At 63.3% G+C, this 25754-nt stretch carries 23 protein-coding genes; 15 read left to right on the forward strand and 8 right to left on the reverse strand.

Going from position 1 to position 25754, the window contains the following annotated elements; genetic code table 11:
• Window positions 1–43: 43 nt before the first annotated feature.
• Both AC2FME_RS03650 and AC2FME_RS03655 read right to left on the reverse strand, forming a co-directional pair.
• Window positions 44–1672, reverse strand: a complete 1629-nt coding sequence (locus tag AC2FME_RS03650) for a peptide ABC transporter substrate-binding protein (RefSeq protein WP_496681524.1) — start codon at window positions 1670–1672, stop codon at window positions 44–46.
• 418 nt (window positions 1673–2090) lie between these two features.
• Window positions 2091–3323, reverse strand: a complete 1233-nt coding sequence (locus tag AC2FME_RS03655; protein ID WP_496799656.1) for a lytic murein transglycosylase — start codon at window positions 3321–3323, stop codon at window positions 2091–2093.
• A gap of 130 nt (window positions 3324–3453) precedes the next feature.
• Here AC2FME_RS03655 and AC2FME_RS03660 point away from each other — a divergent pair, with 130 nt between their 5' ends.
• Genes AC2FME_RS03660 through AC2FME_RS03675 form a run of 4 tightly spaced genes read left to right on the forward strand, consistent with a single transcriptional unit; the run spans window position 3454 to window position 7451 of the window.
• Window positions 3454–4416 carry a cytochrome ubiquinol oxidase subunit II gene (locus tag AC2FME_RS03660; protein ID WP_496799657.1) on the forward strand — a complete coding sequence of 321 codons (963 nt, stop codon included), beginning with the start codon at window positions 3454–3456 and terminating at the stop codon, window positions 4414–4416.
• Window positions 4413–6503 (forward strand): cbb3-type cytochrome c oxidase subunit I, encoded by a 2091-nt coding sequence (locus AC2FME_RS03665; protein WP_496799658.1) that lies wholly within the window; start codon window positions 4413–4415, stop codon window positions 6501–6503. Before AC2FME_RS03660 ends, AC2FME_RS03665 begins: the two co-directional genes overlap by 4 nt.
• Window positions 6500–7132 carry a cytochrome c oxidase subunit 3 gene (locus AC2FME_RS03670; protein ID WP_496799659.1) on the forward strand — a complete coding sequence of 211 codons (633 nt, stop codon included), beginning with the start codon at window positions 6500–6502 and terminating at the stop codon, window positions 7130–7132. Before AC2FME_RS03665 ends, AC2FME_RS03670 begins: the two co-directional genes overlap by 4 nt.
• Window positions 7125–7451: a cytochrome o ubiquinol oxidase subunit IV gene (locus tag AC2FME_RS03675; RefSeq protein ID WP_496799660.1), complete on the forward strand. Its 327-nt coding sequence runs from the start codon at window positions 7125–7127 to the stop codon at window positions 7449–7451. The genes AC2FME_RS03670 and AC2FME_RS03675 overlap by 8 nt, the downstream gene beginning before the upstream one ends.
• A 6-nt stretch (window positions 7452–7457) precedes the next feature.
• Here the strand turns inward: AC2FME_RS03675 and AC2FME_RS03680 are convergent, their stop codons facing one another.
• Together AC2FME_RS03680 and AC2FME_RS03685 are read right to left on the reverse strand one after the other, a co-directional pair.
• A complete protein-coding gene (locus AC2FME_RS03680; RefSeq protein ID WP_496685274.1) occupies window positions 7458–7820 on the reverse strand; it encodes a fluoride efflux transporter FluC in 363 nt (120 codons plus the stop codon).
• Window positions 7817–8185: a fluoride efflux transporter FluC gene (locus AC2FME_RS03685; RefSeq protein ID WP_496685272.1), complete on the reverse strand. Its 369-nt coding sequence runs from the start codon at window positions 8183–8185 to the stop codon at window positions 7817–7819. The genes AC2FME_RS03680 and AC2FME_RS03685 overlap by 4 nt, the downstream gene beginning before the upstream one ends.
• Window positions 8186–8388: 203 nt before the next feature.
• Between AC2FME_RS03685 and AC2FME_RS03690 the strand changes: the two genes are divergently transcribed.
• Window positions 8389–9969: an FMN-binding glutamate synthase family protein gene (locus AC2FME_RS03690; RefSeq protein WP_496799661.1), complete on the forward strand. Its 1581-nt coding sequence runs from the start codon at window positions 8389–8391 to the stop codon at window positions 9967–9969.
• Between the two features lie 9 nt (window positions 9970–9978).
• On the opposite strand, the gene AC2FME_RS03695 is transcribed toward AC2FME_RS03690, so the two are convergent.
• From AC2FME_RS03695 to AC2FME_RS03710, 4 genes are read right to left on the reverse strand one after another with little or no spacing between them, the layout of a single operon-like run.
• A complete protein-coding gene (locus tag AC2FME_RS03695) occupies window positions 9979–10635 on the reverse strand; it encodes an ABC-type transport auxiliary lipoprotein family protein (protein ID WP_496741653.1) in 657 nt (218 codons plus the stop codon).
• Complete coding sequence (locus tag AC2FME_RS03700) at window positions 10632–11948, reverse strand: MlaD family protein (protein WP_496681499.1); 1317 nt, start codon at window positions 11946–11948, stop codon at window positions 10632–10634. Before AC2FME_RS03700 ends, AC2FME_RS03695 begins: the two co-directional genes overlap by 4 nt.
• Before the next feature lie 5 nt (window positions 11949–11953).
• Complete coding sequence (locus tag AC2FME_RS03705; RefSeq protein ID WP_496681497.1) at window positions 11954–12769, reverse strand: ABC transporter ATP-binding protein; 816 nt, start codon at window positions 12767–12769, stop codon at window positions 11954–11956.
• 1 nt (window position 12770) lies between these two features.
• A complete protein-coding gene (locus AC2FME_RS03710) occupies window positions 12771–13895 on the reverse strand; it encodes an ABC transporter permease (RefSeq protein ID WP_496799662.1) in 1125 nt (374 codons plus the stop codon).
• Between the two features lie 200 nt (window positions 13896–14095).
• Here AC2FME_RS03710 and AC2FME_RS03715 point away from each other — a divergent pair, with 200 nt between their 5' ends.
• The 10 genes from AC2FME_RS03715 (at window position 14096) to AC2FME_RS03760 (ending at window position 25752) form a co-directional block, all read left to right on the forward strand.
• The gene (locus AC2FME_RS03715; protein WP_496799663.1) at window positions 14096–15631 is read left to right on the forward strand and encodes an alkaline phosphatase family protein; all 1536 of its coding nucleotides are present in this window, start codon (window positions 14096–14098) and stop codon (window positions 15629–15631) included.
• Between the two features lie 102 nt (window positions 15632–15733).
• Window positions 15734–16714 carry a biotin synthase BioB gene (gene bioB / locus AC2FME_RS03720; RefSeq protein ID WP_093963112.1) on the forward strand — a complete coding sequence of 327 codons (981 nt, stop codon included), beginning with the start codon at window positions 15734–15736 and terminating at the stop codon, window positions 16712–16714.
• Complete coding sequence (locus AC2FME_RS03725; RefSeq protein ID WP_496799664.1) at window positions 16711–17841, forward strand: 8-amino-7-oxononanoate synthase; 1131 nt, start codon at window positions 16711–16713, stop codon at window positions 17839–17841. Before bioB ends, AC2FME_RS03725 begins: the two co-directional genes overlap by 4 nt.
• Complete coding sequence (bioD, locus tag AC2FME_RS03730) at window positions 17838–18458, forward strand: dethiobiotin synthase (protein ID WP_496799665.1); 621 nt, start codon at window positions 17838–17840, stop codon at window positions 18456–18458. The genes AC2FME_RS03725 and bioD overlap by 4 nt, the downstream gene beginning before the upstream one ends.
• Window positions 18455–19741: an adenosylmethionine--8-amino-7-oxononanoate transaminase gene (gene bioA, locus AC2FME_RS03735; protein ID WP_496799666.1), complete on the forward strand. Its 1287-nt coding sequence runs from the start codon at window positions 18455–18457 to the stop codon at window positions 19739–19741. Before bioD ends, bioA begins: the two co-directional genes overlap by 4 nt.
• Window positions 19738–20355 carry a pimeloyl-ACP methyl esterase BioG family protein gene (locus AC2FME_RS03740; protein WP_496799667.1) on the forward strand — a complete coding sequence of 206 codons (618 nt, stop codon included), beginning with the start codon at window positions 19738–19740 and terminating at the stop codon, window positions 20353–20355. Before bioA ends, AC2FME_RS03740 begins: the two co-directional genes overlap by 4 nt.
• Window positions 20352–21110: a methyltransferase domain-containing protein gene (locus tag AC2FME_RS03745; RefSeq protein ID WP_496799668.1), complete on the forward strand. Its 759-nt coding sequence runs from the start codon at window positions 20352–20354 to the stop codon at window positions 21108–21110. The genes AC2FME_RS03740 and AC2FME_RS03745 overlap by 4 nt, the downstream gene beginning before the upstream one ends.
• A 107-nt stretch (window positions 21111–21217) precedes the next feature.
• Window positions 21218–23086 carry a PAS-domain containing protein gene (locus AC2FME_RS03750; protein WP_496685738.1) on the forward strand — a complete coding sequence of 623 codons (1869 nt, stop codon included), beginning with the start codon at window positions 21218–21220 and terminating at the stop codon, window positions 23084–23086.
• Window positions 23083–23784 carry a response regulator transcription factor gene (locus AC2FME_RS03755; protein ID WP_496685249.1) on the forward strand — a complete coding sequence of 234 codons (702 nt, stop codon included), beginning with the start codon at window positions 23083–23085 and terminating at the stop codon, window positions 23782–23784. The genes AC2FME_RS03750 and AC2FME_RS03755 overlap by 4 nt, the downstream gene beginning before the upstream one ends.
• A gap of 201 nt (window positions 23785–23985) precedes the next feature.
• Window positions 23986–25752, forward strand: coding sequence for an ABC transporter ATP-binding protein (locus AC2FME_RS03760; protein WP_496799669.1), 1767 nt, complete (start codon window positions 23986–23988; stop codon window positions 25750–25752).
• The last annotated feature ends 2 nt before the right edge of the window (window positions 25753–25754 follow it).

Consider the following 25754-nt stretch of genomic DNA (forward strand, 5'->3'; position numbering starts at 1 on the left):
CCCCAGAGCATGTCCGGGGCAGGGCGCGATCAAAGGATGATGATTACTCGGCGATCTTGTAGAGGTTCTTCGAGTACCAGTTCTGCTCGACGTTGTTCACCGGCCAGTTCCCCACGTCGCTGTCCATCATGTAGACGCCGGCATAGTGGTAGATCGGGATCACAGGGGTTTCCTGTGCGATGATCCGCTCGACCTCGGTGTACAGCGGGGCCGGATCATCCGAGGTCTTGGCCTGGGCCAGCAGCTCGTCCACCTTCGGGTTGCTGTACTTGCCGTCGTTATAGCCGGAATCAGACTGCAGCAGGTCCAGGAAGGTCGAGGCTTCGTTGTAGTCGCCGCACCATGCGCCGCGGGCCAGCTCGAAGTTCTGGTTGCCGCGCTCTTCCAGGAAGATCTTCCATTCCATGTTGGCCAGCTCGACCTGCGCGCCCAGCTTCTGCTTCCACATTTGGCTGAGGGCCACGGCGACCTTCTTGTGCGCCTCGGAGGTGTTGTAGACCATCGAGAAGGTCAGCGGGTTGTCGGGGCCGTACCCGGCCTCGGCCAGCAGTTCTTTGGCCAGCTCGTCGCGCTCGGCTTGCGTCATCGTCGCCATTTCGACGACCGGCGGGGTGAACCCTGCGGTGGCTTCGGGCACGAAGGTGTAGGCTTCGGGCTGACCTCCGGCCAGGATGTTCTCGGTGATGATCTTGCGGTCAACCGCCAGCGACAGAGCCTGACGCACGTTCGGGTCCTTGAAGGCCTCAGGGCCGCCGTCGGACAGGTTGAACGTGTAGTAGTAGTTGCACAGGCGCGGGAAGCTGATCGCCTCGTTCGGGTATTCCTTCTTCAGTCGCGGGAACTGGCCTGCGGGCACCTCGGTACGGTCCAGCTCGCCGGCCAGATAACGGGTCAGGGCCACGTTTTCATCGTTGATGACCAGCGCCACGACCTTGTCGATGATGGTGTTGTCGTTGTCCCAGTACATCGGGTTGCGCTCGCGCACCGAGCGTTCGTTGGGCAGGTGCTCGGTCAGGACATAGGCGCCGTTCGACACGATGTTGCCAGGCTTGGTCCATTCATCGCCGAACTGCTCGATAACCTTCCGCGGGGCCGGGAAGGTGGTCGAATGCGTGGTCATCTGCGGGAAATAGGGCAGCGGCGCGCTCAGCTTCACTTCCAGCGTGTGGTCGTCGATCGCCTTGACGCCCAGATCGTCGACCGGCTTGTCGCCCGCGATGATTTCGGCGGCGTTCTCGATCGACATCAGTTCCATGAACCACGCATAGGGCGAGGACAGCGCCGGATCGACGGCGCGCTTCCAAGCGTATACGAAATCATGCGCGGTGACCGGGTCACCATTCGACCACTTGGCGTTGTCGCGCAGGGTGAAGGTGTACACGTCCTTGGTTTCGTTGGTGGTATAGCCGGTCGCCACGCCCGGAACCAGGTTGCCGTTCTCGTCCTGGTTCATCAGACCTTCGAACAGGTCGCGGACAATCTCGGCGCCCGACACGTCCTCGACTACCTGCGGGTCGACCGAGCTGTGCTCGTCCAGCACGCGGTAGACAAAGGTCTGGTCGTCGGCCAGCGGCTCGCCGGTGACCGGATGGGTGCCTGCGGCCAGCGCGGCACCGGTGATGAAGGTCGAGCACAGCAGGCCCGCCACCGAGTTTCGAAGGATGGTGTTCATGATCTTCTCCCATTTATTGTGGCGGCGGTCTGCGCATCCCCGTGGGATGGCGTCCGGCGGCCCTGGTTGCCCGACATCCGCTGGGACCCGGTTCTTTTCGATTTTGGATTGTGCCAATTCGCAAGGAACACTGCGTCGCAGCTTTGTGGATTGCAGTCGGTGAAGTGGATGCAAGAGCTTCCTCTCGCTGTGCAAGACCGTGCCACTATTTTGGGCAGGGTTAAAGCCTTCCCATGAACCCGGATCGCCTAAAGGCAGAAAGAAACTTCGTGACGCGAGGTCGCCGAAATTTTGTAACGATGGCGTTTGTCGCTGGGATATTTTCGTGCCCAGGCTGCTCGGAATTCCGCCTGTGAAGCGGCCTGTTTCGGCAGAGTATCGCGGCCCGTTTTCGCCGAATTCGGCGAATCGCCCGCGGTCAGGGGCGCAACCGCGATTTCATCCGCGCGTCGGGAAAGCATGTGGGGCGCTGGCCTGTCGCCTCTTGCCAGCGGCCGATCGACCGGCGCGTCTTGTATCCCGGCAGGCCATCGGCACCGCCCACGTCATGCCCCATGGCGATCAGGGCTTTCTGCATGGCTGCGATGTCCGACCGGTACAGGCCGTCAACCTTGCCCCAGCGCCCCTTGAAATCGCCCACGCCATACTGGATGCGGTCGCCTACATGGCCCACAAACAGGGCATAGAGGTCGCTGGTGTTGTAGTCCTTCAGAACGTAGAAATTGGGTGTCACGATGAAGGCCGGCCCGTGGCGGCCCGCTGGCATCATCAGGTATCCTTCGCCGAGCAGCTCGTGCGGGGGAAAGGGTCGGCCCGAGACGCGGGTGATGCCCATCGCGGCCCAGTCGCGGATCGGGCGACCCTGATCGGGGCCCTCCAGCGCACAGGACACTGACGCATCCACCGTCACCTCGAACCCCCAGTCGCGGCCGGGCACCCAGCCATGTCGTTCAAGGTAGGCAGCGATTGAGGCGATCGTGTCTTCGGCCGACCTCCAGATATCGGCGCGCCCATCGCCATTGCCGTCGGTGGCATAGGTCAGAAAACTGCTGGGCATGAATTGCGGCTGGCCCAGAGCGCCGGCCCAACTGCTTTTCATCGCCCGGCCGCTTACGTGGCCGGCCTCGACGATCTGCAGGGCGGCGATCAGCTCGTCGGTGAAATACGCCGCGCGCGTGCTCATGAACGCCTTGGTGGCCAGCACCTGAAAGGCATCATGCCGGATGGGCACCTGCCCGAACCCGCTTTCGCGGCCCCAGATCGCAAGGATGATGCGTGCGGGCACGCCTGTGTCCGCCTCGACCCGACGCAGGGTCGCTGCATGGCGTTTGGCCATCCTGCGCCCGGCCGCGGCGGTGCCTTGCACCGTGTTGGCGTTGAAATAACGCGCCGGTGCGCCGAATTCGGCCTGGCGCTGCGTCTTGGGCGTCTTTGGTGTGGTTCCGGGCGGCACCAGATCCGGCAGATCCCAGTTGATCCTGACGCCGTTCAGACTGTTTTGGAACGTGCGGCGCGACACGCCCTCGCCCCGGGCCAAGGGCCAGAGTTCGGTGCTCAGCCAAGCCTGGAATTGTTGTTCCACGGCGGCCCTGTCCAGCGCCGGAACGGCGGTGGCCCAGATCAGGCCGAGGATGACGAACAGCACACGCATGGCAGGTTCCGAGTGTCTCCAGCCCGCGACCCAAGTCAACTCATACCGATAGTTTGCCTGAAATTTCTTGTGAAGTCGGTCAACTCTGCCGATAGTTGCCGAAACCAGCGGGAACAAAAGGCAATCTGACGTGGCCAGAGAACCGACGACCCCGGCAGTACGAGCGACGCTGATCGCGATCACGGTCTGGGCGGTCGCCGCCCATCCTGGGTTGGCCAGTAATAGCTTTCTGGACCCGCAAGGCCCGATAGCCCAGGCCCAGAGGGTTCATCTGTTGCGCGCCACCGCGCTGATCCTAGTTGCGGTCATTCCGGTTCTGGTTCTGGTTCCCCTGATCGCTCTGCGCTATCGCCGTCGCGCGCAAAGCCCGGCTACCTATCGGCCCAAATGGGAGTTTTCGCCCCTGCTCGAAACCGCGATGTGGGGCGTGCCAGTGGTAATCGTCGCGCTGCTGTCCTTCTATCTGTGGAAGGCGACCCACCGGCTGGACCCCTACGCGGCCGCGTTCGGCGATGAACCGGCCCTGCGCGTTCAGGTGGTGGGGCTGGATTGGAAATGGCTGTTCATCTACCCCGATCTGGGCATCGCGACGGTGGGTGAATTCGGGATTCCCACGCAGCGTCAGGTCGCCTTGACGCTGACGACGGACACGGTGATGCAATCCTTCATGATTTCTGCCCTGGCGGGGCAGATCTATGCCATGCCGGGCATGACGACCCAATTGCATCTTGTGGCTGATGCCCCCGGACAAATGCAGGGCGAGAACACCCAGTACAACGGGCGCGGATTTACCAAGCAGAAGTTCCAGACGGTCGCGATGTCGCCCCCGGACTTCGACGCATGGGTTGACCGGGTTGGGCAGAACGGAATCGTTCTGGACCCGGCAACCTATCGGACGTTGGCCATGCGGACCGACCGGGACGAAGTTCAGGCCGCGCTTGGCACCGCGCAGATGCCGGACAATGCGCTGTACTTTCGTCTGGATGATGGCGATCTGTTCCACAGCGTTCTGGACCGGTATCACAACGGGCAACCATTGCCTGAGGATCAGCAACCGGGATCCGCCCAGTACGGGCAGGAGGGCAAGCCATGACAGCTGCCGAGTCCGGTTTCTTCGGTCGTCTGACCTGGGAAGCATTCCCCATCGCCGGGCTGATTCAAGATCCCAACACGAACGAGATCGTCGCCAACGCGGCGGCGGGCGTGGTGATCGTCGGTGTGGTCTTGGTTCTGGGGCTGCTCACGTGGTTTCGCCTGTGGGGGCCGCTGTGGCGCGACTGGCTGACCAGCGCGGATCACAAGAAAATCGGCATCATGTATATCGTCTTTGCCATCGTCATGCTGGCGCGCGGCGTTCTGGAAGGCGTCGTGATGCGTGCCCAACAGGCGGCCGGGCCGGGCGAGGGATTCCTCGAGGCCGAACACTTTGCCGAGCTGTTCAGCACCCACGGCACGATCATGATCTTCTTCGTGGCGGTGCCCTTCGTGTTCGGACTGGCGAATTTCCTTGTCCCGCTGATGATCGGCGCGCGCGACGTGGCCTTTCCGGTGATGAACCAGATCAGCCTCGGCCTGACGGTTTCGGCGGGGATGATGCTGATGGTCAGCTTGGTGGTGGGCGAGTTTTCCACCGGCGGCTGGACGGCCTATCCGCCCTATACCGGAGCGGCCTTCAATCCGGGTGTGGGGCCGGATTACTGGATCTGGGCGATCGTGGTGTCGGGTATCGGCACCACGCTGACGGGGATCAACTTTGCCGTCACGATCTACAAGCTGCGCGCGCCCGGGATGATTTTCATGCGGCTGCCCATGTATTGTTGGACGATCATCTGCAGCTCGATCCTGATCGTGTTCGCAATGCCGCCTTTGGGGGTAGCGGCGCTGCTGCTGGCCGCTGACCGGTATCTTGATTTCCATTTCTTCACCAATGACCTGGGCGGCAACATGATGAACTATGCCAACCTGTTCTGGCTGTTCGGCCACCCCGAGGTCTATCTGCTGGTTCTGCCGGCCTATGGCATCTTTTCCGAAGTCTTCGCGACCTTCTCGGCCAAGCGGCTCTATGGCTACACTTCGCTGGTGATCGCGACCATGTCGATCGCGGTGCTGTCGTTCACCGTCTGGCTGCACCATTTCTTCACCATGGGCCAAAACGCCCTGATCAACGCGGTCTTCGGCATTGCCACGATGCTGATCGCAATTCCCACCGGCGTTAAGGTCTATGACTGGATGGCCACCCTTTATCGTGGCCGCATCCGGTTCTCGGTGCCGATGCTGTACGGGCTGGCCTTTCTGATGCTGTTCGTGATCGGGGGGCTCAGCGGGGTGATCCTGGCCAATCCGACCGTCGACTATCAGGTGCACAATACGCTGTTCCTGGTCGCGCATTTTCACAACGTGCTGCTGCCGGGTGTCCTGTTCGGCTTGCTGGCGGGCTACAACTATTGGTTCCCCAAAGCATTCGGCTTTCGCCTGGATGAAGCCTGGGGGCGGATTTCAGTCGTCCTGTGGACGGTGGGCTTTATGCTGACCTTCCTGCCGCTGTATGTGGTGGGTCTGATGGGTATGCCGCGCAGGTCCTACAGCTGGGAGGACCCGAACTTTCATCCCTACATGATCGCGGCCGTCATCGGAGCGCTGGTTATTCTGGCCGCGCTGTTGTCGATCGTCGTGCAACTGTGGGTCAGCATCCGCAACCGCGAACAGAGCCGCGTTCCGGTTGGCGACCCCTGGGACGCCCGCACGCTGGAATGGTCGATCGCGGCCCCGCCGCCGCGTTACAATTTCGCGATCATCCCGCTTGTCACGGACCGTGACGATTTCGCCGCCGCGAAAGAACGCGGCGAGGCCTACCCGCACCCCGACCGATACGAGGACATCACCATGCCGCGCAACACCAGCATCGGTTTCGTGCTCTGCGTGCTTAGCGGTGTGTGGATGTTTGCGCTGGTTTGGTGGATCTGGTGGCTGGCGGCGCTGATGACCGTGATGATGATCCTGTCGTTCATCCTTTGGACCTTTCAGACCGATACCGAGGAGGTTGTTGCGGCCGAAGACGTGCGCAGGCAGCACGAGGCCTGGCTGGACTTTGTCCGCAACGCGACCCCTGTAAACAGGGATCATGAAGGCGCGCCAGAAAACACCGGGCTTGCCCGACCGGATCTGGAGGCGACGACATGAGGCCTGCACCAACCCACAGCTATCCGGGCCTGAACCTGGGCCGAGGCAGGCCCGGGGCCCACAAGGCGACCGAGGTTGTGACCTTCGGTTTCTGGGTCTTTCTGATGAGCGATCTGGTCTATTTCGGGCTGATGTTCGGCGTCTACATCACCATGATAGACGCACAGGCCGGTGGTCCGGGCCCGCACGCGCTGTTTGATCTGTACAGCATCTTTGCCCAGACGCTGATCCTGCTGACCAGCAGCCTGACCGTTGGACTGGCCATGCTGGCGCTGAAATACAACCTGCCGCGCGGCCGGATCGTTTTGTGGTTCGGGGTCACGCTACTGCTGGGGCTGAGTTTTCTGGTTCTCGAGATCCGCGATTTCATGTCGATGGTGGAAAAGGGCGGCATCCCACAGCGCAGCGGTTTCCTGTCCGCCTACTACGGGCTGGTGCCTCTGCACGGTCTGCACGTGACCGCGGGCTGCGTGTGGTTGGTGGTGCTGGGCATTCAACTGCGGGTCATGGGGATGACCGACCTGGTGATCTCGCGCATGGTCCGGCTGGCGCTGTTTTGGCATTTTCTCGACCTGATCTGGATCGGCATCATCACCATCGTCTATTTCGGAGGGTTGACTTATGGATAGACATTCCGAACTGCACCGGCGCGAGCGGCGGCGCTATGCGATCGGCTATGGTGGCTCGCTTTTGTTGACGCTGGCCATGTTTGGCACGGCGCATTGGTTCGGCATCGAAACCCCCGGCGTCTATCTGACGATCGGCCTGCTCGGGCTGGCGCAGCTGATCGTGCAGCTGATCTATTTCCTGCATATCGACCGTCGCCGCAGCAGCCGCGAGGATCTCGATCTGGTGTTGTTCTCGACGCTGGTTCTTCTGATCATAATCGGGGGAACGGTCTGGATTCTGGGCAATCTGGCGATGCGGATGCACATGCCCGTCATGTGAGCGCGCTCAGCGCGTTGCCCACAGGCCCAGCCACAGGGCCAGCCAGCACAGGCCTACGCTCAGCAGGATGTTGGCGGCTGCGGTCGCGATGGTGCGCTCGCGCCGCAGTTCCAGCGACTGCCAGGCAAAGCTGGAAAAGGTCGTGAAACCGCCGCAGAAGCCGAAGACAAGGCGCCTTTGATCTTCGGCCAGATCGACGGTGCCGCCCAGATACCCGATCCAAAGCCCCAACAGCAGGCTGCCGCCCACGTTCACCATCAGAGTTGCCACCGGCAGGTCATGGGTAACCGCGCGTGTAACCCAATGGCGCAGCACGGCGCCCAGCCCGCCGCCCAGCCCGAACATCAAGTGCAAGTGCAGATCGGTCATCCGCCGAACCCTCGGGCCGACCTGCGACGGCCGATGGCCTCGCCCAGAATCGCCGCGCCCAGTCCGGCGGAGATCTCGGCCGCCAGCGGTATCAGCACCACCCAGCCCGAGGTTTCGGCGAAGCGCTCCAGCTCGGCGACGAACGAGGAAAAGGTCGACAGCCCGCCGCAGAAACCCACAGCGCCCAGATGCAGCACATGGGCATGCACACGGGTGCGGATCGCATACAGCCAGCCCAGCACGAAACAGGCCGCCACGTTGATGCCGAACGTGGCCGTCAGCAGTGGCGCACCGGGGATCTCCAGCGCAAACAGTTCGCGCAGGATCGACCCCGCCGCGCCGCCGATGAAGACGGCGGCATACATCAGCGGTCGTCCCGCTATGGCAGCCTGCGCTCTGGCCAAGACGTCTGTCCCTGTTCCTGCGTGTCTGCGCATGGATAAAGGGCGTGCCCATCAGGCTCAAGGGCGATCACGATGGCGCAAGACAGGCCGCGCGATCCGCACAAAGGCTTGCAATCGCGTGACAAGCTTTCCACGATCGGCCGAAGATCATGAGGGAGAGCAGGATGATCGTACGCAGGATCTACTTTGCCGTGACCTTTGTCGCGTTGCCGCTGACGGTCATTCTGGGGCTGTTCTGGCCGCCTGCTTTCTGGCTGCTGGTCCTATTGGTGCCTTATGCGCTGGTTGGTCTCTATGACCTGCTAACCACGCGGCACAACGTGCTGAACAACTATCCGGTTCTGGGGCACTTCCGCTATATGCTGGAATTCGTCAGCCCCGAGATCCGGCAATATTTCGTGGAAACCAACGAAAGCGGCCGTCCCTTCAACCGCATCGTGCGGTCTCTGGTCTATTCCCGAGCCAAGGGGCAGGTCGATACGCAGGCCTTCGGTACGCAGTACGACATCCTCAAGGTCGGGTACCACCGCGCCAACCATTCGCTGGCCCCCAAGGAGGTGCCGGCAAGCGAGGAACGCATCCTGCTTGGCGGGCCTCAATGTGAAAAACCCTATCTGGCGTCGCGTCTGAACGTCTCGGCCATGAGCTTCGGTGCGCTCAGCGCCAATGCGATCCGGGCGCTGAACGGCGGCGCGCGCGACGGCGGTTTTGCCCACAACACGGGCGAGGGCGGCCTGTCGCCCCATCACCTGGCCGAGGGCGGTGACATCATCTGGCAGATCGGCACCGGCTATTTCGGCTGCCGCACCCCTGAGGGCGGGTTCGACAAGGACAAGTTCGCCGAACGGGCGCGGATGGAGGTCGTCAAGGCGATCGAGATCAAGCTGTCGCAAGGGGCCAAGCCCTCGCATGGCGGCGTGCTGCCTGCGGCCAAGGTGGATGCCGAAATCGCCGTGATCCGCGGCGTGCCGGTTCACCAGGACGTGATCTCGCCGCCGGTTCATTCGGCCTTCGACGGCCCGACCGGGTTGCTGAATTTCGTCCAACAGCTCCGCGACCTGTCCGGCGGCAAGCCCGTCGGCTTCAAGCTGTGCATCGGGGCGCGATCCGAATTCCTTTCGATCTGCAAGGCCATGCTGGAAACCGGCATCCTGCCCGATTTTATCACCGTGGACGGGGCCGAAGGCGGCACCGGCGCTGCCCCGGTGGAATTTACAAATCGCCTGGGAACCCCACTGAACGAGGCGTTGATCTTCGTCGACAACAGCCTGCGTGGCGTGGGGCTGCGCGACAAGATCCGGGTGATCGCCTCGGGCAAGGTGGCCACCGGGTATGACATGATCGAGAAATGCGCCCTGGGGGCCGACATGTGCAACGCGGCGCGGGCGATGATGTTCGCGGTGGGCTGCATCCAGGCGCTACATTGCAACACCAACCGCTGCCCCTCGGGGGTGGCCACGCAGGACCCGGTGCGCGGCCGCGCGGTCAATGTCCCGCAAAAGCGCAAGCGCGTGCACCGGTTCCACGATGCGACGCTGGAAAGCTTCCGTGAGATCCTGGGCGCCATGGGCAAGGAACGGGTGTCGGATCTGCGCCCGTCCGACATCTTTCGCCGGACGGCGGACGAACGCGAGTGGTCCTATGCCCAGCTTTATACCTTTCTCGAAGACGGCGCCTTGTTGAGTGCCGACATTCCTGCCGAATTCGCCGATGATTGGGCCCGTGCCTCACCCGCGCAGTTCTGACACCCGGGCCTAGTTCAGCGACGGCCGCGGGTTGCTGGCGGCATGGGCGTGGATCTTGCGGATGCTCCATTCAACAGCGTTCCGCATCGTGCTGCCGAGGGCCTGATCGAAGGCAGCGACCAGGTCGGGTGTCTGGTCGCTGGCAGCAATCACGTCGCGCTGGAACGAGTTCGAGGCGATGATTTTGTCTTCGAACTCGTCGATGATCTTGATGTTGAGGCGAACTTCGATTTTGACCGAGGTGGAATCTTCGGTGTCTCCGACGACGATTCCCTGGAATTCGCGCAGGTCTGGAACGATCACATAGTCCGCCCGCAGACCGACGGTCGAGCGGCCCACGGCCGCAACACGGTTGCTGTTTTCAAAGCTCTCGACCAGCAGGGCCTGCACGATCAGCGGTGCCCTGTCCACCCAGCGCGCGCGCGGCAGGTATTGCACCTGCAGGCGCGTCGGCTGCACCGCGATCTGGTCGGTGTTGACCGCGGCTGTGGCCGTCGGCTCCTGCACGACGATCTGCTTACCCACACGTGGCAGCGAACTGGAGAACGTGCTTTTGGGCGTCAGCAAGTACAGATCGTTGGGTTTCGAGGCCTGCTTCAGCGTTCCCAACCCGGTGCAGCCGGTCAACCCTGCCAGGCCCAACGCGACGATTGCTGCTCTGATCATTGGCGAAACTCCGATGCCTGTGTGCCCAGCAGGAACCGGGCCGGGTCGCGTTCCAGCTTGTCCACTAGCCGATCAAGGCCAACGACAAGGCGCTGGGATTCTTCGACGAAGCGCACGAACTGGGGCAGGCCCACGCGCAGAAAGTCCGACACCTGGCGACGGTTCTGCTGCACGATGCCGTCGATCGTGCCCAGCAGGTCCGACGCCGATTGCGAGGCGCTGAGGATATCGGCGGAAATCGCGTCGATCCGCTCGGTGACGTTCGACACGGTCTCGGCCACCTGGTTGGCTGCGGTGCGGATATCGGCGGCCACGGCGGCCACGTCTTCGTCCATGACACGATTGGCCGAGTCGAAGGCGCGTTCGGCCGAGGTCAGCGTGCCCTTGGCCGTTTCCATCGCCGAGGTGACGGAGTCGAGCGTTTGGTTGGCATTCGCGAAGGTGTTGTTGACGGTTGTCATGGTCACCCCTGCCTCATCCGACAGCCCGATCAGCCGGTCCGCCAATTCAGACCCCTGCGCGATGAAGGGCCGGATATCCTGTTCCAGCACCTGATCGGCCGTGGCCAGCGTCTTGTTGACACCATCCAGTGCGGTTTTTGCGGATTCCGCGGCGGTCTTGACACTGTTGAGCGTGTCAGTCCCGGTGGTCAGCGTGGTTTCGGCCGTATCCGCCAGCTGGTCCAGCCGCTGGGTGAAGGCACCAATCTCCTTTGCCGCACCGCCCAGATCGCCCGAGAGGGTTTCGAAATCGGTCAGCGTCTTGTCCAGCCGCCCCGAGGCCGAGGCGAGGTTGTCCAGAATGTCGGCCACCGCCTTGCGGTTGTCGTCATCGACAACGGCGTTGAGGTTTTCCAGCAGGGTCACCGCCTCGTCCAGCACCTTTGGCGCGCCTTCGAACAGCGACTGGATCGCGCTGCGTTTGCTTTTGATGACGCTGAACTGCGGCAGGCGCTCTGCATCGGGCGACCCCCCCGACAGTTCGACATAGCTGACGCCCGTCACCCCCAACGACTGCAATTGCGCGATGGTATCCGTGGTGACGGGAATATCGGCGTCGATTTCAAGGCGCACACGCACCTTCGAGGGGTCGTCATCGTCCAGATCTAGCGAGATCACCTGGCCCACGGGCAGTCCGTTGTAGTTGACGCCCCCGGCCGCCGACAGGCCCGAAACATTGTCGAACAACACGTCGTAGTAGGCGTATTGCCGGGTCACCTCGAACTTGGCCAGCCACAGGAAAAAGCCGAACGCGCTGAGGATACCCACAAGCGTAAAAGTGCCGATCAGGATGTAGTTCGCCCGGGTTTCCATCGCCTCTACCTGTCGTGCCCCTTCTGCTGCGCCGCGCGGGCCCGGGGGCCGGTGAAGTATTCCTGTACCCAAGGATGATCGACCTTGGTCATCTCGTCTATGGGACCTTCGACCAGAACGCGTTTTTCCGCAAGCACCGCGACGCGGTCGCAGATGGCGTAAAGACTGTCGAGGTCATGGGTGACCATGAAAACGGTCAGCCCCAAGGCCTGTTGCAATTCGCCGATCAGTTCGTCATAGGCCGCCGCCCCGATCGGGTCCAACCCGGCGGTGGGTTCGTCCAGAAACACGATCTCGGGGTCCAGCGCCAGCGCGCGCGCCAGTGCCGCCCGTTTGCGCATCCCGCCCGACAGCTCGGACGGAAACTTGCCGCAACTCAGCTGTGGCAGGCCCACAAGGCTGATCTTGAGGCTGCCGAGCGCGCGCATCAGGCTTTCGCTCAGGCCCGTATGTTCGCGCAGCGGCGCCATCACGTTCTGCAACACGGTCAGCGATGAAAACAGCGCGCCGTCCTGAAAGGCCACGCCCCAGCGTTTCTCGATCCGGCGACGGTCCGCCTCGGGGCCGTTCAGCACGTCAACGCCCAGCACCTCGATGCTGCCGGCGGCGGGCTTGTTCAGCCCGACGATGGTGCGCAACAGGACCGATTTGCCGGTGCCCGACCCGCCGACGATGCCCAGAACCTCGCCGCGCCAGACATCCAGGTTCAGGTCATCATGCACCACCTGCGGGCCGAACTGGTTGCGCAGGTGACGCACCCGGATCACCGCCTCGCGCTGTGCCTCTGCCTTGGTGTCCTGCTGCTGGATTGCGCCATCCATGTCAGACGCCCACCTCAGAGAAGAAGATGGAAAACAGCGCATCGATGGCGATCACCATGAAGATCGCCTGCACCACCGATGATGTCGTCCGCTGCCCCACGCTCTGGGAAGAGCCCTTGACCTGCATCGCCTGCCAACAGGCGATCACCGCGATGACCACGGCAAAGAACGGAGCCTTGATCAGGCCGACTGCCAGGTGCCAGACATCGGTGTTTTCCTTCAGGCGCGTGACGAACATGCCGGGGCTGACGCCCAGATCGATCCAGCTCATCAAGGCGCCGCCGAACAGGCCGGCAATGTCGGCGACGAAGCCCAAGATCGGCAGCATGATCAGCAACGCCAGCACCCGCGGGACAACCAGAACCTCGATCGGGTCCAGGCCCAGCGTCTGCATGGCGTCGATCTCCTCCTGCACCTTCATCGAGCCGATCGAGGCTGTGAAGGCCGAACCCGACCGGCCCGCCACGATGATCGCGGTCAGCAGGACGCCCAATTCGCGCAGAACCGAGATCGAGATCAGCTCGACCACGAAGATCTCGGCGCCGAACTGTTTCAACTGGGTTGCCCCCTGAAAGGCAAGAACCACGCCGATCAGAAACCCCATCAGAGCCACGATGGGCAGCGCCTTGAGCCCGGTTTCCTCCATCTGCGACACCAGCGCGGCCCGGCGCAGACGCCACGGCATGACCAACGTGCGCGCCAGCCGATGCAGCGTCAGGCCCAGAAAGCCCAGCATCGACGCCGTGTCGCGCCCGGCCCCGACCGTCCTCCGGCCCAGAGACTCCAGCCAGGGCACGAAGCCGCGCGGCGGGGCCTCTGCCGGTATCTCGGTTGCGATGTTCTGCGCGACGGTCTCAAGCAGCGCCGATTGCGTGGCCGAGACGTTTTCATAAGTCACGGTTGCGCCCGCCGCCGAGGCGCGCCGCGCCAGATCGCAGATCAGCCAGGCGCCTCCGGTGTCCAGCGACCTGAGCCCGGACAGATCGAAAACAATGCTTCTCGCGTCGAGGTGAAGAGACCGAAATCCCTTTTCCACCGACTCCAGCGATTGGGTCACCATCTCACCCGAAACGGCGATCCGCAGGTCGTCGTTGACCTGCTCCAATGCAATCGAGGGCTGTGTCATGTGGGTATCAGATGGGAAACGGCCCCCTGCTGCAACGGCTTTCTTGCACATGAGGTGAAACTGAGCGTGGGGCGTGTCCTTCAGGGGCTGCCGCGCCGTCGGAAAATCTCGCCTGACCGACGGAATCGGTTGCCCGGACCAAGGATCGCAGACACAGTCGCCTTCGGACGGAACACGGGATCCAGACAGGGTGGTTCGGAATGCGGCGAAGGGGAAATGTCCTGTTCATCATCATCGATCAGTTGCGTGCCGACTGCCTGACCGGGGCGCTGGCCGACCATGTCGATCTGCCGAACCTGCGCGGCTTCATGGCCGAGGGCGTCACGTTCACCCGCCATTTCTCGGTCACCAACCCGTGCGGGCCGTCGCGGGCGTCGCTGCTGACCGGACAATATGCCATGAACCACCGATCGGTGCGCAACGGCACGCCGCTGCGGCATGATACGCCAAACATCGCCACCGAAATGCGCAAGGCCGGATACCTGCCGCAGTTGTTCGGCTATACCGACACCTCGGCCGACCCCAGGGTGCATCACCCGAACGACCCGGCGGTAAAGACCTACGAAAACCCGATGAACGGCTTTCACGAGGTCGTCGAAATGCGGCTCGAGGAATCTTTTCCCTGGCAATCGCACCTGCTGCGCAAGGGATATGAGTTCGACAACTATTGGGACCTCTACAAGCCGGTTTCACAGGACGGGTCCGTGCCTCGGTTGAATGATCCGGCCCCTTACAGCGCCGAAGACAGTGACACGGCATTCCTGACCGACTCGTTTTTGAACGAGATCGCATCGTATCGAAAGCCCGGCTGGTTCGCGCACTTGACCTATATCCGCCCGCACCCGCCGCTGGTTGCGCCGGCGCCGTACAACCGCATGTATGATCCGGCGTCGCTGCCCCTGCCGACGCGTCTTGAATCGCCCGATGCCGAAGCCGCCGTTCATCCGTTCTTTGGTCCGGCGCTGGAAAACTGCGGGCCCGGTGACTGCGTGCATGGCTTTGCCGAGGTGTCACCGACCGATCCGAACACCCAGACACTGCGCGCCGTCTATCTGGGGCTGGCGAGCGAGGTCGACCATCACATCGGTCGGGTGCTGCGGTTTCTGAAGGACAGTGGCCAATATGATGACACGTTGATCGTCATCACCGCCGATCATGGCGAGATGCTGGGCGACCACCATGCCTGGGGCAAGATGTCGGTCTATGACGCGGCTTATCACACGCCGTTGGTGATCCGCGCGCCTGGCAACGCGAGGAATGCGGGGCTGCGCGTCGACGTTCCGACCGAATCCATCGACATTGCGCCTACCATTCTGGATTGGGTGGGGCAGGTCATCCCGAATTCGATGGACGGGCGTTCCCTGCTGCCGCTTCTGCGCGGCCAGACACCGGCGGACTGGCGCAGCCATTCTTTCAGTGAGCTGGATTTTTCGGACCCCGAAGACCCGACCGTCTGGCAGAGGCGGCTGGGGACCGGGCACAGCGACTCGTGCCTGGGCATCCTGCGGGATGCGCGGTTTACATTGGTGGAATTCGCCGCCGACCTGCCGCCCCTGCTGTTCGATCACAATGGCAAGGGCGAGGCCGAGAATGTCGCGCACAAGCCCGAATTCGCGTCGGACCTTGCGCGGTTGACGCGCCAGATGCTGCGCCACCGGATGCGCAACATGGACCATACACTCTCGTTGCATTCAATCACGCCGGATGGTCCGAGATCGGTGCGGCGCTATTCCTGACCCACGCCAGTTCCACCCCCTGTGACATCGCGGATGTTGCGTTTTCCGGCTTTATTGATAAACCCGAGTAGATCTGAATCATCGGGAAAAATTATCTATAAAATGTCGGCTACATCGAACACCTGGACCCGCGAAACCGCTCAGGCCATCTATGACCTGCCGCTGATGGATCTTCTGTATCGGGCGCAGACCGTACATCGCGAGAATTTTGACCCCAACAAGGTGCAGATGTCGCGGCTTCTGTCGATCAAGACCGGCGGCTGCGCCGAGGATTGCGCCTATTGCTCGCAATCCGCGCGCAACGGCTCCAAGCTGAGCGCCTCGAAACTGATCGAGGTCGAACGCGTTCTGGCCGAGGCCCGCAAGGCCCGCGAGTCCGGCTCGACCCGGTTCTGCATGGGCGCCGCCTGGCGTGAGCCCAAGGCGCGCGACATGGATGCGCTGGTGGCGATGATTCAGGGCGTCAAGGCGATGGGCATGGAAACCTGCATGACTCTGGGTATGCTGGACGACACCCAGGTGGTGCAGCTGCGCGATGCCGGGCTGGATTATTACAACCACAACATCGACACGTCCGAGCGCTATTACCCCGAGGTCATCACCACCCGCACCTTTGCCGACCGGATCGACACGCTGAACCGCGTGCGCGAGGCGGGGATGAAGGTCTGCTCGGGCGGCATTCTGGGCATGGGCGAAAACGGCGAGGACCGGATCGACATGCTGGTCACGCTGGCCAACCTGCCCGAGCCGCCGGATTCGGTGCCGATCAACATGCTGATGCCGCAACCCGATACCCCGCTGGCCGACGCCAAGCCGGTCGATCCGATCGATTTCGTGCGCATCATCGCGCTGGCGCGGATCATGATGCCGAAATCCCATGTCCGCCTGTCCGCTGGCCGCAGCGACATGAGCGACGAGATGCAGGCCATGTGCTTCTTTGCCGGTGCCAACTCGATCTTTGCCGGCGACACGCTGTTGACCGCCGAGAACCCCGAGGAAAGCAAGGACGCGATCCTGTTCGCCAAGCTGGGCATCCAGCCGATGGAGGCGGAGTCCGAGGCCCGCGTGGACGCGGCCGAATGACAGCGATCGCAAGGCTGGGCAATGCGCTGAAGGTGCTGGAAACGCGCCATCGGCTGCGCAGGCTTGCGCCCCGCACTGGGCTGGATTTCGCATCCAACGATTATCTGGGCCTGGCCGGGTCCGATGTTCTGAAACGTGCGGCGCAGGACGCGCTGGACCGGGGTGTTCCGCTGGGTTCCGGCGGGTCGCGCCTGTTGCGCGGCAACCACCCCGAGCATGAGGCGCTGGAAGCCGAGGCCGCCGCCTTTTTCGGCGCCGAGGCGGCGCTGTTCATGGGCGGCGGGTTTCAGGCCAATCAAGCCATTTTCTCGACCCTGCCGGCGGCCGGGGATCTGATCCTGCATGACGAGTTGGTCCATGCCAGCGCGCATGAAGGGATGCGCTTGGGTCGGGCCGACACCCGTGGCTTTGCGCATAACGACATTTCGGCGGCCCGCGCGGTGCTGGCCGATTGGCGTGCGCAAGGCGGCACGGGCCAGGTCTGGATCGCGGTCGAAAGCGTCTATTCGATGGAGGGCGATCTGGCCCCGTTGAACGCCCTGGCCGAACTGGCCCGAGCCGAGCAGGCAGTGCTGGTGGTGGACGAGGCCCACGCCACGGGCGTCTTCGGCCCGAACGGGCAGGGACTGGCCCATGGGTTGGACGCCGAGATGCTGACACTGCACACCTGCGGCAAGGGGCTGGGCGCCAGCGGCGGGTTGATCTGCGGACCGCGTGAAATGATTGACACCCTGATCAACCGGGCACGGCCGTTCATCTTTGCGACAGCCCCGTCGCCATTGGACGCTGCCATCGTGCGGGGCGCGTTGCGGGCCGTCGGACAGGACCCGGGCCTGACATTGGCCGCGCGCGACCGGATGGCCCATGCCCATGCTGAAGCCGCACGCCTGTGCGGTCTGACCGGATTTCACAGCCAGATCATGCCTGTCATCGTGGGCGAGGACGCGGCCACGATGGATCGCGCGGCGGAACTCCAGCAGATGGGGTTTGACGTGCGCGGCATCCGCCCGCCCACCGTACCACGAGGCAGCTCGCGACTGCGGGTCTCGATCACCGGCAACGTCGGCGCGCAGGACATCACGGCGGTGTTTCAGGCCATCGCCGAACAACAGGCAGGAACCGCATGACCACAGTGATCGTGACCGGAACCGACACCGGTGTCGGCAAGACCGTGTTTTCCGCCGGGCTGACTGCGGCCCTTGGCGCGCAGTACTGGAAGCCCGTGCAATCGGGGCTTGAGGAAGAGACCGACAGCCAGATCGTGGCGCGCCTGTCCGGCCAACCGGTCTTGCCCGAGGCGTATCTGCTGAACCTGCCCGCCTCGCCGCACCTGTCGGCCGAGGCCGAGGGGGTCGAGATCGACCTGAACCGACTGACCCTGCCGCAGACCAATGGCCCGCTGGTGGTCGAAGGGGCTGGGGGTGTCATGGTGCCGCTGACCCGGCAGGCCTATTACCTTGACCTGTTCGCCCGCTGGCAAGCACCCGTGATTCTGGTGGCGCGGACGGCTTTGGGCACGATCAACCACACGACCCTGTCGCTGATGGCGCTGCGCGGCGCCGGTTGCCCAGTGATAGGCGTGGCCTTCATCGGAGACCCCGAACCCGAGGTCGAACAGACCATCGCCCAGATGTCGCAGGTGCCCCACGTTGGACGCCTCGGCCGGATCGAGAATCTGACACCCGCCACCCTGCGCCGCGCGTTCGAGGCGATCGACATGGACACGATCCGAGGTGCCCTGTGACCCCACTCGAGTTTGACGCCCGCCACTTATGGCACCCCTATACGAACGTGGCCGACCCGGGCCCGATGCATCTGATCGACCGGGCCGAGGGCGTGTATCTGTACCGCGAGGATGGGGTGAAGATGATCGACGCCATGTCCTCGTGGTGGTGCGCCATCCATGGGCACCGTCACCCGGCGATCACAGCCGCCATGCAGCAGCAGCTGGACCGGATGCCCCATGTCATGTTCGGAGGCCTGACCCATCGGCCCGCCATTGATCTGGGCCGCAAGATGGTGGCCCTGCTGCCCGAGGGGCTGGACCGGATCTTCTATTGCGACAGCGGCTCGGTCTCGATCGAGGTGGCGATGAAGATGGCGGTGCAGTTCCAGATGGCCCATGGCCGCACCGACAAGGTCGAGTTCGCCACGATCCGTGGCGGCTATCACGGCGACACCTGGAAGGCGATGAGCGTCTGCGACCCGGTCAACGGCATGCACGGGCTGTTCCGCGGTGCGCTGTCGATCCAACATTTTCTGCCACGCCCGTCCGTTCGCCTGGGCGATGACTGGCCAGAGGACTCCGCGCAGAACGGGCTCGACGCCTTGGAACAGTTGCTGCGGGACAAGGCGCACCGGCTGGCTGCGCTGGTGCTTGAACCGGTCGTGCAGGGCGCGGGCGGCATGTATTTCTATCACCCCAAGTGGCTGCGCCGGGCCAAGGCATTGTGTCAGGCCCATGACGTTCTGGTTATCTTCGATGAAATCGCCACGGGGTTCGGCCGGACCGGAGAGCTCTTTGCCACCACCTATGCGGGGGTGACGCCGGACATCATCTGCCTCGGCAAGGCGCTGACGGGGGGGCATATCTCGTTCGCCGCAACGGTGACCACCGAACAGGTGGCTTATGGCATCGGCAACAGCGAGGCCGGCGTGTTCATGCACGGCCCAACCTACATGGCCAATCCGCTGGCCTGCGCCGCCGGCATCGCCAGCCTGGGGCTGCTTGAAGACAACGGCTGGCAGTCCCGTGTGCGGGCCATTGAGACGCAGATGAAGGCCGAACTGGAGCCGGCGTGCGGCCTGCGCGGCGTCACCGATGTGCGGGTGCTGGGCGCCATCGGCGTGATCGAGATGGAGCACACGGTCGATCCGCGCATCGCCCATCGGCGGGCGCCGGAAACCGGTGTCTGGCTACGCCCCTTTGCGCGCAACATCTATTGCATGCCGCCCTATGTGATCTCGGGCGACGAGCTGAGCCGGGTAACGGCGGCCATGGTCGAACTGGCGCGAGGCGACGCATGAGGCGGCACTGGCTGACCCGTGACGGCGGAGCGCAGTTGACGCTGGTGTTCGGCGGGTGGGCGCTGGGGCCTGCGCCGTTTACGCGCCTGACCGGGGCGGCGGATGTTCTGGTGGTTGACGACTATCGCAACCTCGACGACGCCCTGCCCGAAACCGGCGACTATGACACGGTCCGGCTGCTGGCCTATTCCTTCGGGGTCGCGTCGGCCGCGCATTGGCTGGCGGGTCACGGGCTGACCTGTGTCCGCAAGGTTGCGGTCAACGGCACGCTGTTTCCGGCGGATGCAGACCGGGGCATCGCGCCCGAGACGGTCGCGGCCACGGCCGATGGCCTGAGCGCGGCCAGCTTTGCACGGTTCTGCCGCCGGGCCGGGCTGGAAGGCCCCGCACCCGGGATCGATTTTGCCGTCGCGGCCGAGGAACTGCGGGCCATCGCGGCGCGTGGACCTGCGCCCGATCCCGGGTTCGACCGGGTCTGGATTTCTGCCTCGGACCGCATCGTGCCGACGGCGGCGCAGGAGGTGGCCTGGGGCCAATCGGACACCGTGCGACGCATCCCTGGCCCGCACCAGCCTTTCGCGGCCGGGCAGACTTGGGCGGAGTGGTTCGCATGAACGCCATGCCCACGGACCGGATCCGGCGCAGTTTCAGCCGCAGCTTCGGCAGCTATCACTGCGCCGCTGGCGCGCAGGCCCGGATCGCCCGCGTGTTGGCGCAGCGGTTGGTCGATCTCGGGGCACCCCGCCAGTTTGGCACCCTGTTCGAAATCGGCTGCGGCACCGGCCATCTGACCGAGGCGCTGCACCAGCAGTTTTCGTTCACCCGGTCCACGCTCAACGACCTGATGGCCGAGGCCCAGGAGACTGCGCGGCGATGGGGCGCGGATTTCCTGCCGGGCGATATCCGCAATGTGACATGGCCCGCGCGGCCCGACCTGATTGCCTCGGCCTCGACGGTCCAATGGCTGGACGATCCGGCGGCCGTGGTCCGCCGCGCGATGCATCAGGTCGCACCCGGCGGGTGGGTTGCCATTTCGGGATTTGGCCGCGACCAGTACGCCGAACTTTCCGCGCTGGGGTCGGCCGCCCGCGCGCCCGGTTTGTGCGGCCCCGAGGATCTGGCCGCGGGGATCGGCCCCGATGTTGAAATCCTCGACCTGTGGCAGGATCGGCAACCGCTTTGGTTCGACACGCCGTTGGACGTGCTGCGCCACCTGCGTGAGACCGGGGTGAACGGCCGCGCGGCGCAGGTCTGGACCCGCTCCGACCTGACCGATTTCAGCACGCGCTATCGCGCCGCGTTTTCCGGCCCCGAAGGCGTGCGCCTGACCTATCACCCCGTCTGGATCATCGCCCGCAAACCCGGCTAGGGGCCAACCGGTCGCATCCGGCCCCTCTACACCTGCCCGAAAACTGGTGATAGGCCTGTGCCCAGGGGAGGATCGGCGTGGACATATCCGAACAGCGCATCAAAGAGATGACGACCGCAGGGCTGAACCTGATTGGTCAGGCGTTGTCGATCTATGACGACCAGTTGCGCCTTGTGGTCAGCAACAAGCGTTTTCAGGAAATGTTCGACCTGCCCGAACGCCTGGTGCAGCCGGGCGCGCTGTTCAGCGACACGATCCATTTTCTGGCCAGCCGCGGGGAATATGGTCACGACCAATCGGTCGAGGATCTGGTCAGTGTCCGGGTCGAACAGGCCTTGGCGTTCGAGCCGCACTACATGGAACGCGTGCGCCCCAACGGGCAGGTGATCGCGATCGAGGGTGCACCCCTGCCCACCGGTGGCTGGGTTGCCGTCTATACCGACATAACCAGCACCAAACGGGTCGAAGAGCTTCTGCGCAGCCGGTCCGAAGAACTGTCGGACCAGTTGCTGAGCCATGCCGAAGAGCTTTCGGCCACCAACCGGCAACTGGCCGCCACGATCAGCGCGCTGGAAGAGGCCAAGCGCCAGCTGACCGAGATCGAAGCGCGCACCCGCATGACCACCGAGATGATGCCCGCCCATATCGCCCATCTGGATGCCGAGGGGCGGTATGATTATTCTAACCGGCGGCTCAGTTCGGTCCTGCCGGGGCGGCCGTCGGACATCCTGGGTCTGCACATCTCGCAGGCCCTCGGCGCGCACGCTTACGAGCGGGTCCGGCCGCATCTGAAACAGGCCTATGACGGGCAGGCCTCGGTGTTCGAATTCACCGAGGATCAGGATTCACGCCGTATCCGTGTCTCGTTCACGCCCGACGGCGCGGGCGGCGTCTATATCATGTCTGTGGACATCACCGAGGAAACGCAGGCCCGCGTGGCCCTGCAGCAGACCCGACGCCGGGCTATGGCCGCGCAGATGACCAGCGGGCTGGCGCATGATTTCTCGAACCTGCTGACCATCATCCTGGGGATGCAGGCCAAGCTGGAAAAGATGGACCTGCCCGAAGACGCCGCCGAGCTTGTGGTCGCAACCCAGCAGACCGCGCGGCGCGGCGGGCAGCTGCTGAACCGCATCGCCGACATGACCGGCAACCGCACTCCGCAGCCGCAGGCCACCGACATGCGCGGCCTGCTCGAGGATCTGCGGGTGCTGGCCTCGCCTTCCTTGCCGCGTGGCGTGGGGCTATCGGTGGTCAATACTCTGCCGGATGAAGCGCTGATGTTGGACCCGGGCATGGTTCAGGACGCGTTGTTGAATCTTGTGCTGAATGCCCGCGACGCCTGCGGCAGTAGCGGGCAGATCACCATCAGCGCCCATGCGATCGGTCGGATCTGGGTGGAAATTACCGTGTCCGATACAGGCCCGGGGTTTTCACCCGATGCGCTGGACAAGGCGTTAAACCCGTTTTTCACCACCAAGGGCAGCAAGGGGTCGGGGCTGGGCCTGCCGATGGTCTATGACACGGTCAAGCTGGCGGGTGGAGACCTGCAACTGCGCAATACGCCCTCGGGCGCATCCGTAATGCTGCGGCTGCCCTATCGGCCCGCGCCGCCTGTCCAGTCGGGCCTGGCGTTGCTGGTCGAAGACAGCGACGATCTGCGCCACCAGTTCCGCGACATGCTGGTTGATCTGGGTCTTTCGGTGATCGAGGCGACCTCGGCGGATGAGGCGCTGGCACTGACCGCCAGTTTGAATGACATCTCGCTGATCTTGTCCGATATTCGGCTGGAGGGCACTGCCACCGGCATTGATCTGATCGAACGACTTGCTCTACCAATTCCGGTGATACTGATGACCTCGTTGCCCTATGATGACCCGCTGCACCGTCAAGCTCTTGCCAAGGCGCCGGTCCTGCGCAAACCCTTCACCCGCGCGCAATTGTCCGCGCTGATCCGAACCGAGGCCGCCTCATGACGCAACCCCTGGTGACCATTCTGGACGACGAGCCGGAAATCCGCCGGATTCTGACCGAAGCGCTTGAAGACGCTGGATTTCGAACCCAGAGCTTTGCCCGCGCCCGCGAATTCGAAGCGTCTCTGAAACGGGTCACGCCGGATGTGTGCCTCGTGGACCTGTCGCTGCCCGACACCGACGGATTGGCGCTGGTGCACCGGCTGGCGCTTGAACAGGGTGCGGCGGTCATCATCATTTCGGGTCGGGCACAGGTGCAGGACCGGGTGACGGGGCTGGAGTTGGGGGCCGATGACTACATCACCAAACCCTTTGACCCAGCTGAGGTGGTGGCCCGCATCCGCGCCCGTCTGCGTGCGCCCAGATCCCAGGTGCAGCAATCGCAGGTGGCCAGGTTCCATGGCTGGACGGCGTGTTTCGACCGCTATGTTCTGCTGTCTGATACCGGTGAGGAAGCCGCATTCAGCCATGCCGAGGGCGAAGTTCTGCGGCTGTTCCTGGAAAGCCCCAAACGCCTGATCAGTCGAGCGCAGATGCAGGAGGCTTTGGGCGGGGCTGCGGGCGAAAGCTTTGACCGGGCGATGGACGTGCGCATATCGCGGCTGCGTACCAAACTGGGAGAAGACCCCAAGAACCCGCGCCTGATCAAGACCATCTACGGCGCCGGTTACATCTTTCTGGGCGACGTCGAGTGGCGGTGATAGAGTTTCGGAGCGAACGGCCCGACAGGTCTTGGTCACCCAATGCTTTGACGAAAACCCGCATTGGCACTGGTATTTTCGAGCTCAGCCCCTAACTGAAGGCTTCTGCGCGTCGTGGCACGGCTTTGCCGGTCGGCGCTTTGACAACTTGCAAATCCGGTTCTGACACGCAACAAGGCGTCAGAACGTTTGGAGACCCTGATGATCGGAAAGACTTGGGCCAAGTGGCGCTCCGGCCATATCGGCCGGCTGGTGGGCGATAGTCTGCGGGCGCAGTGGCGGCTTTATGCCATCGCAATGGTCGCCATGGCGATCGTGGCCGCGACGACAGCCGGAACCGCGTGGATGATGGAAAGCATCGTCGACGCGATGACCACCCCCGAAATGCAGTCGCAGGTTTACTGGATTGCGCTTGGGGTCGTTGCGCTGTTTTTCACCAAGGCGGTGGCCTCCTATGCTCAGGCCGTGTTTCTGGCACGCGCCGGTAACCGCATCATCGCCGAGCAGCAGGAAAAGCTGTACGACAAGCTTATCACCCGCGGTGTCGGGTTTTTTGCCAAGACCGAGTCGTCTAGTCTTTTGATGCGCGTGACCAATGGGGCCCAGGCCGCGCGGCGTCTTGTGGATGTCATCGTCACCAGTTTCGTTCGAGACGCCCTGACGCTGGTCGGCCTGGTCTTTGTGATGGTCTACCAGCAACCGGTTCTGTCGGTTATGTTCTTTGTGGTGGGTCCATTGGCCCTGTGGGGCGTGCGGGCGCTTTTGAAAAGCGTGCGCGTCATCATGGAATCCGAGCTGAAATCGCTGGCAGAGATCATCAAGGTGCTTCAGGAAACTTCGGCCGGCATCAAGGTGATCAAGGTTTTTGCGCTCGAGGACATGATGGTCGACCGGATGCACGGCGCCATTCGCTCGGTCGAACGCCGCGCCAACTCGATCGCCAAGCTGCAGGCGATCGCAAGCCCCTTGATGGAGCTTTTGGCCGGATTGGCGGTGGCGGGCGTTCTCGTGGTTTCGACGATGGGACTCGCCGGCAGCGAGCCGCCATCGGCGGGTCAGTTGATGTCGTTCATCACGGCTCTTCTGATGGCCTACGAGCCGGCCAAACGGCTGTCGCGCATGCGTGTGGCGATCGAAACCACATTGGTGCCGATCGGTATGATGTTTCAGTTGCTGGATCAGGAAGACCCGATGCGCGAAAAGCCGGGGGCAATCGACCTTGCTCCGGGGCCCGGTGAAATTCGCCTGAAGGACGTCACGTTCGGGTATCGCGGTTCGCACCCGGTCATCCGAAAGCTGAGCGCTACCTTCGAGGCTGGCAAGACGACCGCGCTGGTGGGGCAATCCGGCGGCGGAAAATCGACCATCTTCGGCCTGATCATGCGGTTCTACGATCCCAAAAGTGGTACCGTCGAAATCGACGGGCAGAACTTGCAGGATGTCAGCTTTGCATCGTTGCGGCGCAAAATCTCGTTTGTAGGCCAGGACACGTTCCTGTTTTCGACATCCGTGATGGAGAATTTGCGCTTTGCCCGACCGGATGCCACCGACGAAGAGGTCATTGAGGCGGCGCGTGCTGCGCATGCGCATGACTTCATCATGGCGCTGCCCAAAGGTTATGATACGCAGGTTGGCGAAAACGGAGCCTTCCTGTCGGGTGGGCAAAAACAGCGCCTGGCCATCGCCCGGGCCATTCTGCGCAAGGCCGAGATCCTGTTGCTGGACGAGGCGACCAGTGCATTGGATGCGGATTCCGAATCCTTGGTCAAGGACGCTTTGGACAGATTGACCGAAAACGTCACCACGATCGTCATCGCGCACCGGTTGTCGACGGTGCTGGGCGCGGACAAAATCATGGTGGTGCAAGACGGGCAGGTGGTCGAACAAGGCAATCTGGATGAATTGCTGGAAATGAACGGCAGATTCCGGTGTTTGTTCGACCAACAGTTCAAGACGTCCTCTAATTGACG

The organism is Ruegeria sp. BHSC026, assembly GCF_059613065.1.